This window comes from Virgibacillus salarius, from assembly GCF_039521925.1.
Taxonomy (GTDB): domain Bacteria; phylum Bacillota; class Bacilli; order Bacillales; family Amphibacillaceae; genus Virgibacillus; species Virgibacillus salarius.
The window spans coordinates 1-14,797 of sequence record NZ_BAAACY010000083.1; the positions used below are offsets into that span (position 1 = coordinate 1).

General features: G+C 38.1%; 15 protein-coding genes. 11 read left to right on the forward strand and 4 right to left on the reverse strand.

Annotated elements, in window-relative coordinates:
• Window positions 1-79 precede the first annotated feature (79 nt).
• The 6 genes from ABDZ84_RS10880 (at window position 80) to ABDZ84_RS10905 (ending at window position 7,137) form a co-directional block, all read left to right on the forward strand.
• The gene (locus ABDZ84_RS10880) at window positions 80-904 is read left to right on the forward strand and encodes a PRD domain-containing protein (RefSeq protein ID WP_026679559.1); all 825 of its coding nucleotides are present in this window, start codon (window positions 80-82) and stop codon (window positions 902-904) included.
• A 77-nt stretch (window positions 905-981) separates the two neighbouring features.
• Complete coding sequence (nagE, locus tag ABDZ84_RS10885) at window positions 982-2,433, forward strand: N-acetylglucosamine-specific PTS transporter subunit IIBC (RefSeq protein ID WP_026679558.1); 1,452 nt, start codon at window positions 982-984, stop codon at window positions 2,431-2,433.
• Window positions 2,434-3,019: 586 nt separating this feature from the next.
• A complete protein-coding gene (locus tag ABDZ84_RS10890; RefSeq protein WP_026679557.1) occupies window positions 3,020-3,616 on the forward strand; it encodes a TetR/AcrR family transcriptional regulator in 597 nt (198 codons plus the stop codon).
• Between the two features lie 116 nt (window positions 3,617-3,732).
• Entirely contained in the window at window positions 3,733-4,500 is a 768-nt protein-coding gene (locus ABDZ84_RS10895; protein ID WP_026679556.1) for a sporulation protein, read from the forward strand.
• 445 nt (window positions 4,501-4,945) lie between these two features.
• Window positions 4,946-5,536, forward strand: coding sequence for a GNAT family N-acetyltransferase (locus ABDZ84_RS10900; RefSeq protein ID WP_051388211.1), 591 nt, complete (start codon window positions 4,946-4,948; stop codon window positions 5,534-5,536).
• A 251-nt stretch (window positions 5,537-5,787) separates the two neighbouring features.
• A complete protein-coding gene (locus ABDZ84_RS10905; RefSeq protein ID WP_026679554.1) occupies window positions 5,788-7,137 on the forward strand; it encodes a sodium/glutamate symporter in 1,350 nt (449 codons plus the stop codon).
• 452 nt (window positions 7,138-7,589) lie between these two features.
• Here ABDZ84_RS10905 and ABDZ84_RS10910 read toward each other — a convergent pair whose 3' ends face one another.
• The 4 genes from ABDZ84_RS10910 to ABDZ84_RS10925 form a co-directional block, all read right to left on the reverse strand.
• On the reverse strand, window positions 7,590-7,958 hold the full coding sequence (locus ABDZ84_RS10910; RefSeq protein WP_026679553.1) for a hypothetical protein: 369 nt from the start codon (window positions 7,956-7,958) through the stop codon (window positions 7,590-7,592).
• 20 nt (window positions 7,959-7,978) lie between these two features.
• Complete coding sequence (locus ABDZ84_RS10915; protein ID WP_026679552.1) at window positions 7,979-8,497, reverse strand: acyl-CoA thioesterase; 519 nt, start codon at window positions 8,495-8,497, stop codon at window positions 7,979-7,981.
• A gap of 443 nt (window positions 8,498-8,940) precedes the next feature.
• Window positions 8,941-9,831: a LysR family transcriptional regulator gene (locus tag ABDZ84_RS10920; RefSeq protein WP_026679551.1), complete on the reverse strand. Its 891-nt coding sequence runs from the start codon at window positions 9,829-9,831 to the stop codon at window positions 8,941-8,943.
• Window positions 9,832-9,908: 77 nt separating this feature from the next.
• Window positions 9,909-10,199 (reverse strand): hypothetical protein, encoded by a 291-nt coding sequence (locus tag ABDZ84_RS10925; RefSeq protein ID WP_026679550.1) that lies wholly within the window; start codon window positions 10,197-10,199, stop codon window positions 9,909-9,911.
• A gap of 179 nt (window positions 10,200-10,378) precedes the next feature.
• Between ABDZ84_RS10925 and ABDZ84_RS10930 the strand changes: the two genes are divergently transcribed.
• The 5 genes from ABDZ84_RS10930 (at window position 10,379) to ABDZ84_RS10950 (ending at window position 14,291) form a co-directional block, all read left to right on the forward strand.
• Complete coding sequence (locus tag ABDZ84_RS10930) at window positions 10,379-11,026, forward strand: hypothetical protein (protein WP_026679549.1); 648 nt, start codon at window positions 10,379-10,381, stop codon at window positions 11,024-11,026.
• Window positions 11,023-11,766, forward strand: a complete 744-nt coding sequence (locus ABDZ84_RS10935) for a cytochrome c biogenesis CcdA family protein (RefSeq protein WP_026679548.1) — start codon at window positions 11,023-11,025, stop codon at window positions 11,764-11,766. The genes ABDZ84_RS10930 and ABDZ84_RS10935 overlap by 4 nt, the downstream gene beginning before the upstream one ends.
• A 12-nt stretch (window positions 11,767-11,778) precedes the next feature.
• Window positions 11,779-12,381: a TlpA disulfide reductase family protein gene (locus ABDZ84_RS10940; RefSeq protein ID WP_026679547.1), complete on the forward strand. Its 603-nt coding sequence runs from the start codon at window positions 11,779-11,781 to the stop codon at window positions 12,379-12,381.
• 151 nt (window positions 12,382-12,532) lie between these two features.
• On the forward strand, window positions 12,533-13,219 hold the full coding sequence (locus ABDZ84_RS10945; protein WP_026679546.1) for a response regulator transcription factor: 687 nt from the start codon (window positions 12,533-12,535) through the stop codon (window positions 13,217-13,219).
• Window positions 13,203-14,291, forward strand: a complete 1,089-nt coding sequence (locus ABDZ84_RS10950) for a sensor histidine kinase (RefSeq protein ID WP_034678002.1) — start codon at window positions 13,203-13,205, stop codon at window positions 14,289-14,291. The genes ABDZ84_RS10945 and ABDZ84_RS10950 overlap by 17 nt, the downstream gene beginning before the upstream one ends.
• Window positions 14,292-14,797: the final 506 nt, after the last annotated feature.

The following is a 14,797-nucleotide window of genomic DNA, read 5'->3' on the forward strand; positions in this document are numbered from 1 at the left end:
TGAAATGGTGCTTGATTAATTCTAAGAAAACAAGAGTATTTTGAAGATAATTAAAGTATATAGAGGGAGGTGACTTCCGGTGAGAATCACAAAAATATTGAATAACAATGCAGTAATTGTGACCGATGGGAAGCAAGAGAAAATCGCCATCGGTGCAGGAGTTGCCTTCAATAAGAAGAGAAAGGATATTATCAGCCAAGAAAAGGTTGAAAAACTCTTTGTCTTAAAGGAAAACGAAAAGCTACAAGAATTGATTCTGCGCATCCCGGAAGAACACCTTATGCTTTCAGAAGAGATTATTGATTATGCAGAAGAGCAGCTGGGCACTAAATTAAACGAGCATATACTTTTAGCACTTACGGATCACCTATCGTTTGCAATTGAAAGAGAGCAGCAAGGGATACACCTAAAGAACAAGCTGTTACAAGAAATTAAAATTATGTACAAGCAAGAATTCGAAATTGGGGTTTGGGCGATTCAACATATAAAGGATAAGTTAGAGGTTGAAATGCCCTTAGATGAAGCAGCTTTTATCGCGCTTCACATACATACAATGAAAATTCAGGGAGGTGATTTACACGAAACTGTAAGACAAACAGCAATTGTTAAAGATATGGTGGAAACCATCAAACAGGATTTGAACATCACATTTAATGAAGATGACTTGGCCTATGAGCGGTTGATGACACACCTTCGCTTTGCGCTAAATCGTGTATACCAATACGAGGTACATTCAATGGATGAAGAAATGCTAGAGATGATTAAAAGAAAGTTTAAACGCTCGTATCAATGTTCCGTACATGTTGCCAAGAAGTTGTCTTCCGCTCATGGAATAGATTTACCACCAGAGGAATTGGGGTACATTACACTGCATATTGAACGCTTAAAAAAATATCAATACTGACTCCGTCTTTATATAATACTAATTTTGATAGCGTATTCAACTGCAATGCTTCAATAAAACGTATAGGAGGAATTCTTATGATGAAATATTTACAACGACTCGGTCGTTCATTAATGCTGCCAGTAGCAGTGCTACCAGCTGCAGCCATCTTGATGGGGATCGGATATTGGATTGACCCATCTGGCTGGGGGGAAGGAAATGCAATTGCAGCCTTCTTGATTAAAGCTGGTTCTGCCATTATTGATAATATTCCGATTCTCTTTGCTATTGGTGTAGCGTTAGGAATGTCGAAGGATAAGGACGGTTCTGCTGCATTAAGTGGACTTGTGGGTTATCTAGTTGTCACTACATTACTTTCAACAGATACCGTCGCTTTATTACAGGGCATCGAAGCAGAAAATGTTAATGCTGCGTTTGGAAGTATCGCAAATGCCTTTATCGGTATGCTTTCAGGTGTCATCGCCGCTAGTATGTACAACCGGTTTAGTCATGTACAGCTACCGGATGCATTGGCATTCTTCAGTGGCAAACGGCTTGCGCCAATTATGACATCCTTTGCGATGATTATCGTAGCAGGTGTGTTATTCTTTGTTTGGCCAGTCATCTATTCTGGATTAGTATCCTTTGCCGAGTCCATTAGTCAATTAGGAGCTGCAGGTGCTGGCTTGTATGGATTTTTCAACCGACTATTAATTCCAACTGGATTACATCATGCGCTGAACTCCGTATTCTGGTTTGATGTTGCTGGAATTAACGATATCGGAAACTTCTGGTCTGGTGAAGGTGAAAAAGGGGTAACTGGTATGTATCAAGCTGGTTTCTTCCCTATCATGATGTTTGGTTTACCAGCAGCAGCACTTGCTATGTACCATACGGCTAAAACTAAACGTAAAAAACAAGCTGCATCACTACTACTGGCAGCTGGATTCGCAGCTTTCTTTACAGGTGTAACAGAGCCACTCGAATTCTCATTCATGTTTTTGGCTCCAGCATTGTATTTTGTTCACGCAATACTAACAGGACTTTCCTTAGCTATCGCAGCATTTTTCAATTGGACTGCAGGATTCGGTTTTAGCGCAGGTTTTGTTGATTTATTCCTAAGCTCTCGCCTACCTTTAGCCAATCAGCCGTATATGCTAATCGTCCAAGGGTTAGTATTCGCCTTGATCTATTATGTTCTCTTCCGTTTCTTAATCAAGAAGTTTGATATGAAAACACCTGGACGTGAAGATGATCAGGATCTGGAAGACGAACAAGCTACAGAAGAAGTTCCAGCAGATCAAAAATTCACTGCAATGGCCGCTCAAATATATGAAGGACTTGGTGGAGATGCCAATGTTACATCGGTAGATAATTGTGTAACTCGCTTACGAGTAGAGGTTAATGATATGAATAAAGTGAATCAAGATAAAATTAAAGCTACTGGTGTTCCTGGAATTAATGTTGTAGGTACGCATAGCATTCAAGTAATTGTTGGTACGAATGTCCAATTTGTCGCTGATGAGGTAGCAAAAATCCGCGGAAAATAAGCAGGAATAAGAAAAAAGCGCAAGCGTCCGATTAGAAAAATGTATCGACGGTACGAGTCAAAGGGGATAAAGGAATCACGATGTGTTAGTGAGCCAATGATGACTTATCTTCGTACGATTCTGAAGACGCCTAGTTTCTGGGCGTTGGAGCTGGACGCGGCTCAACACGCCATATTTATCCATATGGCTAACTGTAAAAAGAGGCTGAGACAAAAGAATAAAGAAACAATAAAAACGAAAAGATAATTAATTTGAATTAATTATCTTTTCGTTTTTTGATCAGAATCATTCATTTAGCACCTGAAATAAGCGAGACTCCGGTGGGAACAGCACGAGTCCGAAGATTCACTTGGTAACGTGTTTTTCTTTACCAAGTTAGCTGAGGCCGTGCCCACGGAAAGAGCATATATTTTCACGGTGCGGCGATGATGCTCCTATTGATAACGTAATTATTCGTATTTTGAGTACAGAAGTTGTGTTTTGTCCTACCCTCTTTTCATTACAAGAATATTTCCCTATACGCGTAACTTTGATAAGATAAATTTAAAGAAAGTGTATAAAGGTATCTAAAGGGGAACTGATATGAATGGCTCCATTAAATGAGGATCAATTATCACAGATTCGAAATGAACGAAAAGACCAAATTATGCGAGCAGCTTTAACGGTATTTGCTGAAAATGGAGTAAAGCTGACAAAGGTTGGAATGATTGCAAAAGAAGCAGGAATTAGCCATGGCTTACTTTATCATTATTTCCACTCCAAAGATGAAGTTCTTTATCAAAGTCTTAAATGGGCAATGCAAGGAACTGACGAACTGTTTAAAGAAATTCAAACCCTTCAACTATCTCCATTGGGAAAAATAAAACATTTTACAAGGATTGCTATTGAAGAGGGGAATAGTGATATCTTCCGAGTCATTCAACATATTACAAAGAGCAGCTATCCTATACCAGCACAAATCCACGAATTAATCGAATCATCTGGAAATAGCTATTTTAAAGAGCTACTTCCTTTATTTATAGAAGCACAGAAGCAGGGAGAGATGATTGCAAATGATCCTCAAGAACTTCTTGATCTGTACTTAACGGTTATATCTGGAATAATTGTCGAGGATCTTCCTTGGATACAGAAAGATACAGAGAAAAAGGTTGATCTCATCTTACGAATGTTAACCGTACGATAGATTCTCCTTTAATTAATAGTGATCTTTCCTTAGGCTCCATTTAATAAAAACGCTTACAATCCAGGGGATTTTGACGTATAATTTTTACTAATGACATATGGAGGGAATGAAGATAAATGTTTAAAAAGCTGTTGAATTCTGTTGGTATCGGTAGTGCAAAAATTGATACGAAATTATCAAAAACAGAATTTGTTCCCGGCGAGGCTTTAGAAGGTGTTTTAGAGATTGAAGGGGGCAATAATGAACAAGAAATTGACGCAATCTACTTAAAGCTAATGGGTTCTTATACATACGAATATGGCGAAGAAGATAAAGAGGCTGAGAGCTCTGTACTATTACAAAAGTATGAATTAGGTAATCATTTTACTATTGAGCCTAATGAATCTAAAACGATTCCTTTTCATTTTGAGTTGCCTGCCGATATTCCAGCAACATTAGGGAAAACAAAGGTATGGATCGAAACAGGTCTGGATATTAAAAAGGCAATCGATCCAAGCGATCGTGACTATATCAAGGTATACCCCCATCCGCTTGTCGACGCATTTTTACGAGCTGCAAACAGCCTTGGATTCAAATTGAAAGAAGTAACTTGTGAAAATGCACCACGTCAGCTACGGAAACGATTACCTATCATGCAAGAATATGAATTTAAAGCATATCAGGGTAAGTTCAGAGGAAAATTAGACGAGATAGAAGCCATATTCTTCGTATCTGAATCTGATGTTGAGGTTATTTTAGAGATTGATAGAAAAGCAAGAGGGGTTGGCGGCTTTCTTTCAGAAGTTCTAGAAATGGATGAAAGTAGAGTTGGCCTACGCTATGGGCCAGACGATATAGATAATCTTTCTGGCGATCTAGAAGAGATTATTAACCAACACAGCTAGCTCCATTGTTAATGTTAGGATAAAGAATAAAGTGAAGCTTCCATCCTTTGGGGGTTTTATTTATCTCCACAGATGATTAGTACCACAAGGATATGACCTAAAGGCCCGTGAACCAATCGGACATTTACTGGCAGTTGATTTCCTTCTTACCAATTTTGATTTTACTTTATTGCTTTGAATCGGGAACTTACTGCCAGTTATATGCGGGATAAAGTGAAACTTCCTTCCGTGGGGAGTTTGTTTATCCCACGGATGGTTAGATGAACCAATCGGGCATTTACTGGCAGTTTATACCCATTTACCCATACCTTGATGTGAAGTCTTACTGCCAGTTATATGCGGGATAAACTAGCCTACTTGATTTCAAAAACACATTGACATTGAGTAGGCTTCCCTTTAAGCTTATATTGACTGATTAGATCAATCAAAAAAGTGAGGGAAATTAATGATGGAAGTTAAGCAAGCATGTAAGTTAGAGAAATCTGTTAAAAGAGCAATTAGTTCTATATTTGTTGATGGATTTGGCGAGCATCTCACCTTCTTCTCTAAGGATAGAGAAACATTAATTACTGCCCTTGAGCACATGTTTGTAACAGAGGTTTTTTATGTAGCTATTATCGATGGAGAAATTGCTGGAATAACCGCATGTACAGACGGTCATGCTCTATCTGTTCACCCCATTAAGCAAAAGCTAAGAAAGCATTTAGGTTTCTATAAGGGCACCTTTGCCTACTATGTATTTAAACGGGAATTTAAAAAGCCTCCAATTGAAACTGGCCCGGGTAAGGCATCTATAGAATTCGTAGCTACCGCTCCTCAGTATCGGGGAAAGGGCGTTGCTAGAGATATGATAGAGCAATTGCTTGCTCTTCCTACTTTTACAGAATATATATTAGAAGTAGCCGACACCAATACGAAAGCGATGAACCTCTACACGAAGTTAGGTTTCAAGGAATTTACCAGGAAGAAGCAATCATTTAGCAAAATAAGCGGGATAAATTATCGTGTTTATATGAAATATACGACAAAAAATTAGCATCTCCATTTAAATCGTAAGTCCCCCCTTTCTTCCTTTCCTAACTAAAGAGAGAATCTTTTCATATATCCCATTTGTAGTAAAATTAAGTATTTAATAGAAATCCTGTACGAAAAGATTCCTTGTGGTATAATAAACTGTCTGTCAACAAACTTCCTCACTCTTAAACACATTCGCTTTCAGTGACGAGCCACATTTATCAAGTACCAAACTTCATCTAACAATTTCATAATGGGGGGTAATATATAGAAATGACTAATTTTACAATTTGGGCATTAATGATTGATATTAGTATTATTTCAGGATTGTTATTAATTGGAACCATTCTACGCGCAAAAGTGAAATGGATACAAGCTTTATTTCTACCTGCTAGTATGATTGCTGGCTTTATTGGACTTGCCTTCGGACCAAGTGGAGTGAATGTATTACCTTTTTCTGATCAATTCAGCACATATCCTGGGCTGTTAATTGCGGTTATCTTTGCTGCTATTCCTATTGGTGCAGCCAAAGTTAACATAGGAGACGTATTTCATCGCGTTCGTAACATGTTCTCTTATTCCATGATACTCACGCTTTCCATGTGGGGAGCAGGAGCGTTATTCGGCTTGCTTATCCTCGTGCCTCTTTTCTCAAATTTACCTAGTGGATTTGGTCTTATCTTAGGCGCTGGCTTTCTAGGGGGACACGGAACAGCCGCGGCCATAGGCGAAGGGTTTGCACATTACGGGTGGGAAGAAGCAATGGACCTAGGAATGACTTCAGCAACCATTGGAATATTAGTCGCTGTATTAGGTGGATTGTTTTTAATTAAACGCAGTACGGAAAAAGGACAAACACAATTTATTACAAGCTTCAAAGACTTACCGGACGAGCTTAGGTCAGGACTAATGCCTAAAAACAAACGGTATCATATGGGACAAGAAACCGTATCTTCTAGTTCTATCGATCCGTTTGTTCTACACTTGGCAATTATAGCTTTTGTCATTGGTGTTGCTTATTGGCTTACGAATATGCTAACTGCTTTCATTCCTTCTGTATCTATTCCATTATTCAGTGTTGCTTTTGTGTTAGGACTTATTTTCCAATCCATTAGCAGAAGGATACATGCAGATGATTATATAGATCAACGTGTCATGGAACGTATTGGTGGAACTGCTACTGATTTCCTTGTCGCAATTGGTATTGCTTCCATAAATATTACAGTAGTGATCGACTATGCTGTACCGCTTATTCTTTTGTTTGTGTTTGGGATCCTTTGGGCATACTTTTTATTCCGCTTTATTGGTCCAAACATATTTCAAGAATACTGGTTGGAAAAGTCATTATTTGGCTGGGGATGGAGCACGGGGACAGTAGCTATGGGACTAGCGCTTTTGCGAATTGTTGACCCAGAGCTGAAGAGTAAAACGCCAGAAGATTATGCATTAGCTTATATTGGTGTTGCTCCTGTAGATATTATTATTGTTACGTTTACACCAATTCTATTCTCTCTTGGATTTACTTGGATTATTCCAGTTGTACTCTTACTCATTTCTGCACTTATAGTCGCTATATATAAATATACAGGTCTATGGGGCAAAAACCATAAACAACAGATGTAAAAGAACAGAAGCTGGGACAAAACACAACTTTTTTACTCAAAATACGAATAATCAGGTTATCAATAGGAGTATCATCGCTCACCGTGAAACTATGCTCGCTTTCCGCGGTCACGGCCTCAGCTAACTTGGTAAAGAAAAACACGTTACCACGTGGATTTTCGGACTCGTGCAGTTCCCGCCGGAGTCTCGCTTATTTCAGGTACTAAATGAATAATTCTGATCAAAAAACGAACGATAATTAATTTCAACTAATCATCGTTCGTTGTTTTTTAATTCTTTTGTCTCAGCTCATGTCTTGTTTATACAGCGATTATACAAAACTTTGTAGAAAAGAACCGTGCGCAGCCCCTAGAATGAGTGGGGTTGATCACACAATCCTTGCCCGCAGAAGAGGAGTATACTCTCATTATACAGGAATAGCGTTCCCTTTTAGGACAGCCCCTTGCTTACCCTTATACTACTTTTGGGCCAACTAATGATATTGGTTTTTTTCCAAGTACCAAACCACTTAAATTGCTATAGCCAATTTGCTTGTAAGCATGTAATAGCTGTTTAAGATCATTTACCCGTTGATCTTCTTTTAATTTTTCAATTTCCGTATTATATACATTTAGTATATATTCATCCTGAACAGCCGGCCTGAATTTCTTTGCATCTTCATCCATAATAAGGCAGCCCATGTATTGAAAGTTAAATTGCAACTGTCTTGTTAATTGAATGACATGCACGAAACGCTGATATACAGCTGGTTTATCTTCTTTGAATTTAGCAATGGCCTGCTTTGCATGTAATAAATCTTGATAGCTAGATGTGATAATCATGAAGTCTTCTCCCCTTTCGCTTACTCATCCCAAGGCTTTTTAACCGAAAGCTTGGCCACAAGGTCTTTGTTTTGTTGCCTTTTCAACTTACGTATCTTAGCTCGTTCTTCACCAGTTGAATAGAGAAATTGCTCCTCTTCAGATTCGGGAATAATGGCTGGAACGTCAATTGGCTTTTTATTTTCATCTAAGGCAACGAACGTTAAAAATGCTGTAGCTGCAATTCTTCGCTCTGCTGTAATCATGTCTTCTGCAATTACCTTACAGAAAATTTCCATAGAGCTTTTACCCGTATAAGAAACAAAAGATTCGATACATACCGAATCACTTTGACGTATTGGTGAAATAAAATTAACGGAGTCCGTCGAAGCTGTCACACACTCCTTCACACGAGAGTGTCTTCGTGCAGATAGCGTAGCACATGCATCCAGCTTCTTCATAAGCACTCCGCCAAACAATGTATGATAGTTGTTTAAATCATTTATCAAAACTTGATCATTTTGAATGATACGTGTTTCTTTACTCTTCTTAGCTTGCATATATAAATCACCTTATCTATTAATTTCAGGGTCGGCTCTCACCTCACCACTAATCCATTATAAACCCCTACACTTTGGTACGTACAATGCCATTAATGTTGATGTACCATAACAAAATGTTATGTAAAGGCTTAACTTGTGAAATGTATGTCCTTCATTAGTCAAGAGGTAAGCGCAAGATGTGGGTTTCTATTTAGATGAAGAAAAAAAGCGCAAGCGCCCGATAGAAACGTAGCAATTGAAGCGAGTCAAGGGAGATAAAGGCATCACGGTGACCTTACGAGCCGATGATGACTTAGATTAGGGCATTCGTGAAGTCGCCTAGTTCTCTGTTTAGCTGGACGCAGCTCTCAACACGCCTATTATTTATCCACAGGCTCAAATTTAAAATTTCCTAAACTATAAAAAAAGCTTGCAGAGAAATAGAATCTCTACAAGCTCATTCATGATTCATTACGTAATAGCTTTTCTTTGGCGAAGCGTATAAACTCTTCCATCACCTGAGGAAGCTGTCTATCTCTTTTCCAGATCAAAGCAAGATCCCACACAATTGTAGGATTTTCCACAGCTATTGCTTTAACATCATTAGTCAGTTCTGTACTGGTGCTCTCTGGTAATAAAGTAATCCCGACATTGGAAGCTACCATCTCCTCCATAAAATCTAATTGAGAAGTTTCCGATATAATGTGCGGTTCAAAGCCTGCATCTTCACATGCAGTAACGATGCTATCTCTTAATGAAAAGTCTTTATTAAACATAATAAACGATTCATGCTTCAAATCTAGTAAGCGAACCTGTTGTTTAACAGCAAGCGGGTGACCAGATGGAACAACCACTTTTAAACCTTCTTTTATAAACGAATAATGATAAAATTCGTCATGTGTAGTCGGTAGCACAACAACACCAAAATCAAGCTTATCATGAAGGACCTTCTCTTCGATTCGTTTAGATCCATCCTCATCTAATTGAAAGGTTATTTCTGGATATTCTTCATGAAACGAAGCGATTAACTGTGAAAAGAAAAAAGAATTCGTTATCGAAGGTAATCCAATACGCATATGCCCCTTTTTAAGTTGTTGTACTTGATCTAGATCTAACATCATCGCTTGATATTGCTCAACAAAATTTTGGGCATGCTCGTACAAAACACGGCCTGCTTCCGTTAATGACAATTGCTTCCTCGAGCGTATGAATAATGAAACACCAAGTTCTTCTTCCAGAGATTTGATGATTCTGCTAATAGCAGGCTGAGTTATATATAATGTAGTGGCAGCCTGCGTAAAACTGCCTGCTCTTGTGACTTCAATAAAGTATTGTAGATGCTTAATCTCCACTACCTTGTTCCGCTCCCTATTTGAGAATCATTTACGTGCTCATGTCATTTTAACATAATACACTATGGAATTACTCATTATTGACTCGATTTAAAATGCTCTTTAAATGCTGAAAGGAATGCTTCCGGTGAGGACTTCACTGTATAGGTATATACCCCGCGTAATGTATGCAGATATAGAATGCCGCCTTGGTTGGCAATTTCTCGATAAGAAAAGTCCATAACATCCTTTATTGGAAATTCTCGATTTTGTGTGACAACGCGATCATGGTATAAATAAATCACCCGCTGATGTTCTATATCTATTTGCTCCACACTGGTCACTTTTCGTTCTATTTTTATATATGGATGCTTTGCTATCAAATACATTCCGTCCTCCTAAAATAAGGCTTAGATGTTTTTATCGTAACATATTTACTATTTCCCAAGCTTCTATAAACCATCATACCAAAAGTTTAAATTAATTTTTTTGTATCCTTACTTTCATCAAACTTTCACAAACCTACGTTATCATGTAAATACTTGAAATTTTATGGAGGCCAAGGATTATGCCGTCAGCAACAGTTCTTACAACAATTTCAATACATGTAATTAGTATGAGTGTTGGATTTATTGCCTATTTTCTTAGCAGTAATTTACCTATAGCAGAGCGAAAGCAAGTATCGCAACAAATGATATCTTATTTAGTGAATTTTGTAATCTTTATTTGGATAGGGAAAATAGTTCTGAACCTCTCCTTATTTATTTCTGATCCAATTGCTGTCTTAGCATATCCGAGTAATGCACAAGCATTTTATTTCGCACTGTTTCTACTAGCAATACAGCTATGGTATAAAGCAAAACGTAGCGAAGTTGACATAGAAATACTGTTGTACTGCTATGTCCCTGTATTACTCGTAGCATCATTCATGTATCAATTTATCGAAATCATTTGGAAAAATAATACACTTGCTTGGGGGGACTTTATTCTCTTACTCATTCTGCTACTTACATTTCTGCTTTTACGCGATCGATTAAGGAAATCCACCCTATTGCTTTGTATGGTCTGGGTCTGGGCAATTGGAAAATTAAGTATAACGTGGATAATGCCATTCACAACCATATTTGGCTATATGATCCACCCATTCTTTTTCATTACCGTCGGGCTTATATTTAGCATTTTATTCGTATTCAAAAGAAAGAAGGTGTCTGAATGATGCAAGCTGCAGATCTTACTATTTGGCTAGCTCTAGGTGCGGGAATGCTTTCATTTCTCTCACCTTGTACATTACCTATATTTCCAGCTTATCTTTCCTATATAACTGGGATGAGTGTAAAAGAATTAGAAAATAACAACAACATAAAAATTAGAAGTAAGCTCCTAGTTCACGCTATTTTCTTTCTTATAGGAGTGTCCTTGATTTTCATCGGCCTCGGTGTAGGTGTGTCCTTCCTCGGTCAATGGATTCAAGGAATTTTAGCAGGAGAATCCGGTCAACTCATTCAACGTATAGCTGGAATTTTTATTATTATCATGGGTTTATTTGTAGCTGGTTGGCTAAAAATTACCTCCTTCATGAAAGAAAAACGATTTCGCTTTACCAAGAAACCGGTAGGATATGCAGGAACTGTTTTTGTTGGAATGGGCTTCGCTGCAGGATGGACGCCTTGTATCGGACCTATATTCGCTTCCATCTTAGTAGTCGCTGCAGCGAATCCAACACAAGGAGCTTGGTACACGCTTTTTTATGTCATTGGTTTTGCCCTACCATTTTTGATTTTAACGTTTTTCCTTGGGTCAACAAGGTGGATTGTCCGATATAGTGACAAGATCATGAAAGTTGGAGGAACCATTATGATTCTCATGGGAGTACTCTTGTTTACTGGACAAATGCCTAGAATATCAGCCTTTTTATTAAAGCTTGTTCAAGATACATGGTTAACCAATTTAGGCTAAGGAGGGATTTTAATGAAGAAAACTATACTTATCGTCGTAATTCTAGCAATGTTTTCTTGGGCACTCTATGATTTTGTTTTTTCATCAAATCAAACCGTTCAAGAGGATGAAGAGACTTCCGTTGAAAAGAATACCATTACTTCGGAGGTAAAAGATAATCCAGACGAAGAAAAAGCGGCGAATACCGATAAGGAAGGTCTAAATATTGGCAATATGGCGCCGGATTTCAAATTGCAAACACTAGACGGTGAAACCGTTCAACTTTCTGATTTCCGGGGAAAACGGGTCATGATTAATTTCTGGGCAACATGGTGCCCACCATGTCGTGCTGAGATGCCTGATATGCAGAAATTCCATGAGAAAAAGGATATTGTTATTTTAGCTATTAATTTAACCGAAACTGAAAGTAATCTTCTTGATGTTAAACGTTTTGTAAAAGATTTTGAACTTACCTTTCCTATTTTAAAGGATGAAAAAACGACGGTTGCAAATCAATATCAAATACAGCCAATACCTACCTCGTACATGGTTGACTCCAAGGGACGCATTCAATACAAAGCCTTCGGAGCAATGAACTATGATTTAATGGTGCAGGAATTTGAGAAAATGCAATAAATGATACTTTTTTCTACTTACTTTATAGCATAGCTTTTTTCAGCAAGGATTGTTTACCATTTGAAGAAAGAGCGAAACATTGAATAAGAATGCAGTACATTATATTCTTTTTCTGCAAATTACGGTAAACTAACGCATAGGTGGTGAAAATATGAAGCAAACAATTATGGTTGTTGAAGATGATAAAATGATTCGAAAACTTATTCGATTATATTTAGAGAAGCACCGTTATGAAGTCATTGAAGCAGTGGATGGAGATGAAGCAAAATCCTTATTCTTAGCACACCATCCATGCTTAATCATCCTTGATTTAATGCTGCCAAAGGTAAGTGGTGAAGCTTTCTGTAATTGGGTTCGAAAGCAAGTAAATGGTGAAGTATCCATTATTATGTTATCGGCAAAAGCGACAGTAGAAGATAAAATTACTGGCTTAAATATTGGTGCAGATGACTATATAACCAAACCCTTCGATCCTAATGAGCTTATCGCCCACGTTGAAGCAGTTTTACGCCGCACCAGCCATTTTTGTCAAAAAATCGTTAGTGATGGGCTCTGTATAAAGCCTCGTAAAGGCGAAGTGCTTCTTTATGATCAGCAGATTAAGTTAACAAAGCATGAATTTAACCTGCTCCATTATTTTATGCAAAACCCAAATTTTGTTTTATCACGGGAGCAGCTTGTTTCGCAAATCTATCCGAATGCTGAGCAAATGGTAATGGAAAGGACAATCGATGCACATATTAAAAAGCTTCGCGAAAAAATAGAAAGAGAGCCTGGCAAGCCACAGCGCATTCAAACCATAAGAGGAATGGGGTATAAGTTTGTCACATCTACGTAAGAAAATAACCAATATCCTACCTGAGAGCTTCTTATGGCGATTAACGATATTACATTTTCTCGTCATTGTAGTTGCCATGATTATTAGTGGCTGGGCGTTATATCATACTGCCTGCTTCTTAGCAGCAGGAGTTGGTAATTTAAACGAACAGCGACAAGAACAATTCAATCAAACATTATTAAATTATGTATGGTTGTTTATTATCATCTCTATTATTGCTGGTACTATCGTTTATTTTTATCTAACTAGACGACTACTAAAGCCCGTTCGTAGTTTAATGCATGCTACAGAACTATTAAAAAGAGGGGAGTATCCAGAAGCAATTACCGTGTCCAGAAAAGACGAAATTGGACAATTAGTGGAGCAGTATAATGAATTGATTGAAAAACTAACGAAAAATGAGGTAGAACGTAAAAAGCTTGTTTCCGATATATCTCATGAATTCCGAACGCCTCTTTCCAATCTGAACGGCTATTTACTTGCTTTAAAATCTGGCGATATAACAGGTGATGAGCAATTATTTGCAGCACTTTATCAAGAATCCAAGCGTCTAACTTCTATGCTCGAACAGTTTGATCAATTAAAAAAGTGGGACTATACTACATCGCAAACACCGTACCATAAAGAAAAAACCGCCATTCATACACTAATCCAACAATGTATTGCTATGTTTAATTGGACGTTAAAGCAGGAAAAGATAGCAATTGATGTACAACTAGAGGAATCTAGCTTATCCTTACACCCAGAAGGAATTCAACAAGTAGTTAGCAATCTGCTGGATAACGCAATCCGATATTATCAGGGTACTGGAGCTATATATATATCAGGCAAAGTACAGCAATACCAATATATTATTTCCATTACAGGTCCAAGTGAAAACATACCTCAAATGGAGCAAGAAAAGCTTTTTGAACGATTCTATCGGCTAGATTCTTCACGAAGCAGGGAAACGGGTGGAGCGGGCTTAGGTCTTGCTATTACAAAAGAAATCATCGATCAACATGATGGAAGCATTACTATTCGTTCTTCCGACAACCAAAATACCTTCAACGTTTACTTACCAATAAAGTGAAACTTCAATCAGTGGGAGGGGTTATCACCCCACTGATTGTTAGTACCACAAGGGTATGACCTAAAGGCCTTTGAACCAATCGGACATTTACTGGCAGTTGCCTCCTCACTAACCCATCCTTGGTTTCACTTAAATGTTTGAAGAGGGGGCTTACTGCCAGTTATATGCGAGATAAAGTGAAACTTCCATCCGTGGGGTTTTGTTTTTCCCTACGGATGGTTAGTAGAACCAATCGGACATTTACTGGCAGTTGCTTCCTCACTAACCCATCCTTGGTTTCACTTAAATGTTTGAAGAGGGGGCTTACTGCCAGTTATATGCGGGATAAAGACAGCGTATTTCTTCATTAGAAAAACTGAGCAAAATTCGCTCAGTCCTTATCACTAAATGCTCCGATTTACGCTTCCTCTAGTAGCTATTATGGAATAATAGCTACTGCTTGACCACCATTCCGGCTGCCCACTTCCCTTTCCGTGGGGTTTGTCCTTCAGCTAACTTTTTTAGCA

Coding starts and splice junctions, on each gene's coding strand:
- ABDZ84_RS10930 (WP_026679549.1), top strand. CDS start 10,379: ATGCCGTCAGCAACAGTTCTTACAACAATTTCAATACATGTAATTAGT.
- nagE (WP_026679558.1), top strand. CDS start 982: ATGATGAAATATTTACAACGACTCGGTCGTTCATTAATGCTGCCAGTA.
- ABDZ84_RS10890 (WP_026679557.1), top strand. CDS start 3,020: ATGGCTCCATTAAATGAGGATCAATTATCACAGATTCGAAATGAACGA.
- ABDZ84_RS10895 (WP_026679556.1), top strand. CDS start 3,733: ATGTTTAAAAAGCTGTTGAATTCTGTTGGTATCGGTAGTGCAAAAATT.
- ABDZ84_RS10940 (WP_026679547.1), top strand. CDS start 11,779: ATGAAGAAAACTATACTTATCGTCGTAATTCTAGCAATGTTTTCTTGG.
- ABDZ84_RS10900 (WP_051388211.1), top strand. CDS start 4,946: ATGATGGAAGTTAAGCAAGCATGTAAGTTAGAGAAATCTGTTAAAAGA.
- ABDZ84_RS10910 (WP_026679553.1), bottom strand. CDS start 7,958: ATGATTATCACATCTAGCTATCAAGATTTATTACATGCAAAGCAGGCC.
- ABDZ84_RS10945 (WP_026679546.1), top strand. CDS start 12,533: ATGAAGCAAACAATTATGGTTGTTGAAGATGATAAAATGATTCGAAAA.
- ABDZ84_RS10925 (WP_026679550.1), bottom strand. CDS start 10,199: ATGTATTTGATAGCAAAGCATCCATATATAAAAATAGAACGAAAAGTG.
- ABDZ84_RS10935 (WP_026679548.1), top strand. CDS start 11,023: ATGATGCAAGCTGCAGATCTTACTATTTGGCTAGCTCTAGGTGCGGGA.
- ABDZ84_RS10915 (WP_026679552.1), bottom strand. CDS start 8,497: ATGCAAGCTAAGAAGAGTAAAGAAACACGTATCATTCAAAATGATCAA.
- ABDZ84_RS10905 (WP_026679554.1), top strand. CDS start 5,788: ATGACTAATTTTACAATTTGGGCATTAATGATTGATATTAGTATTATT.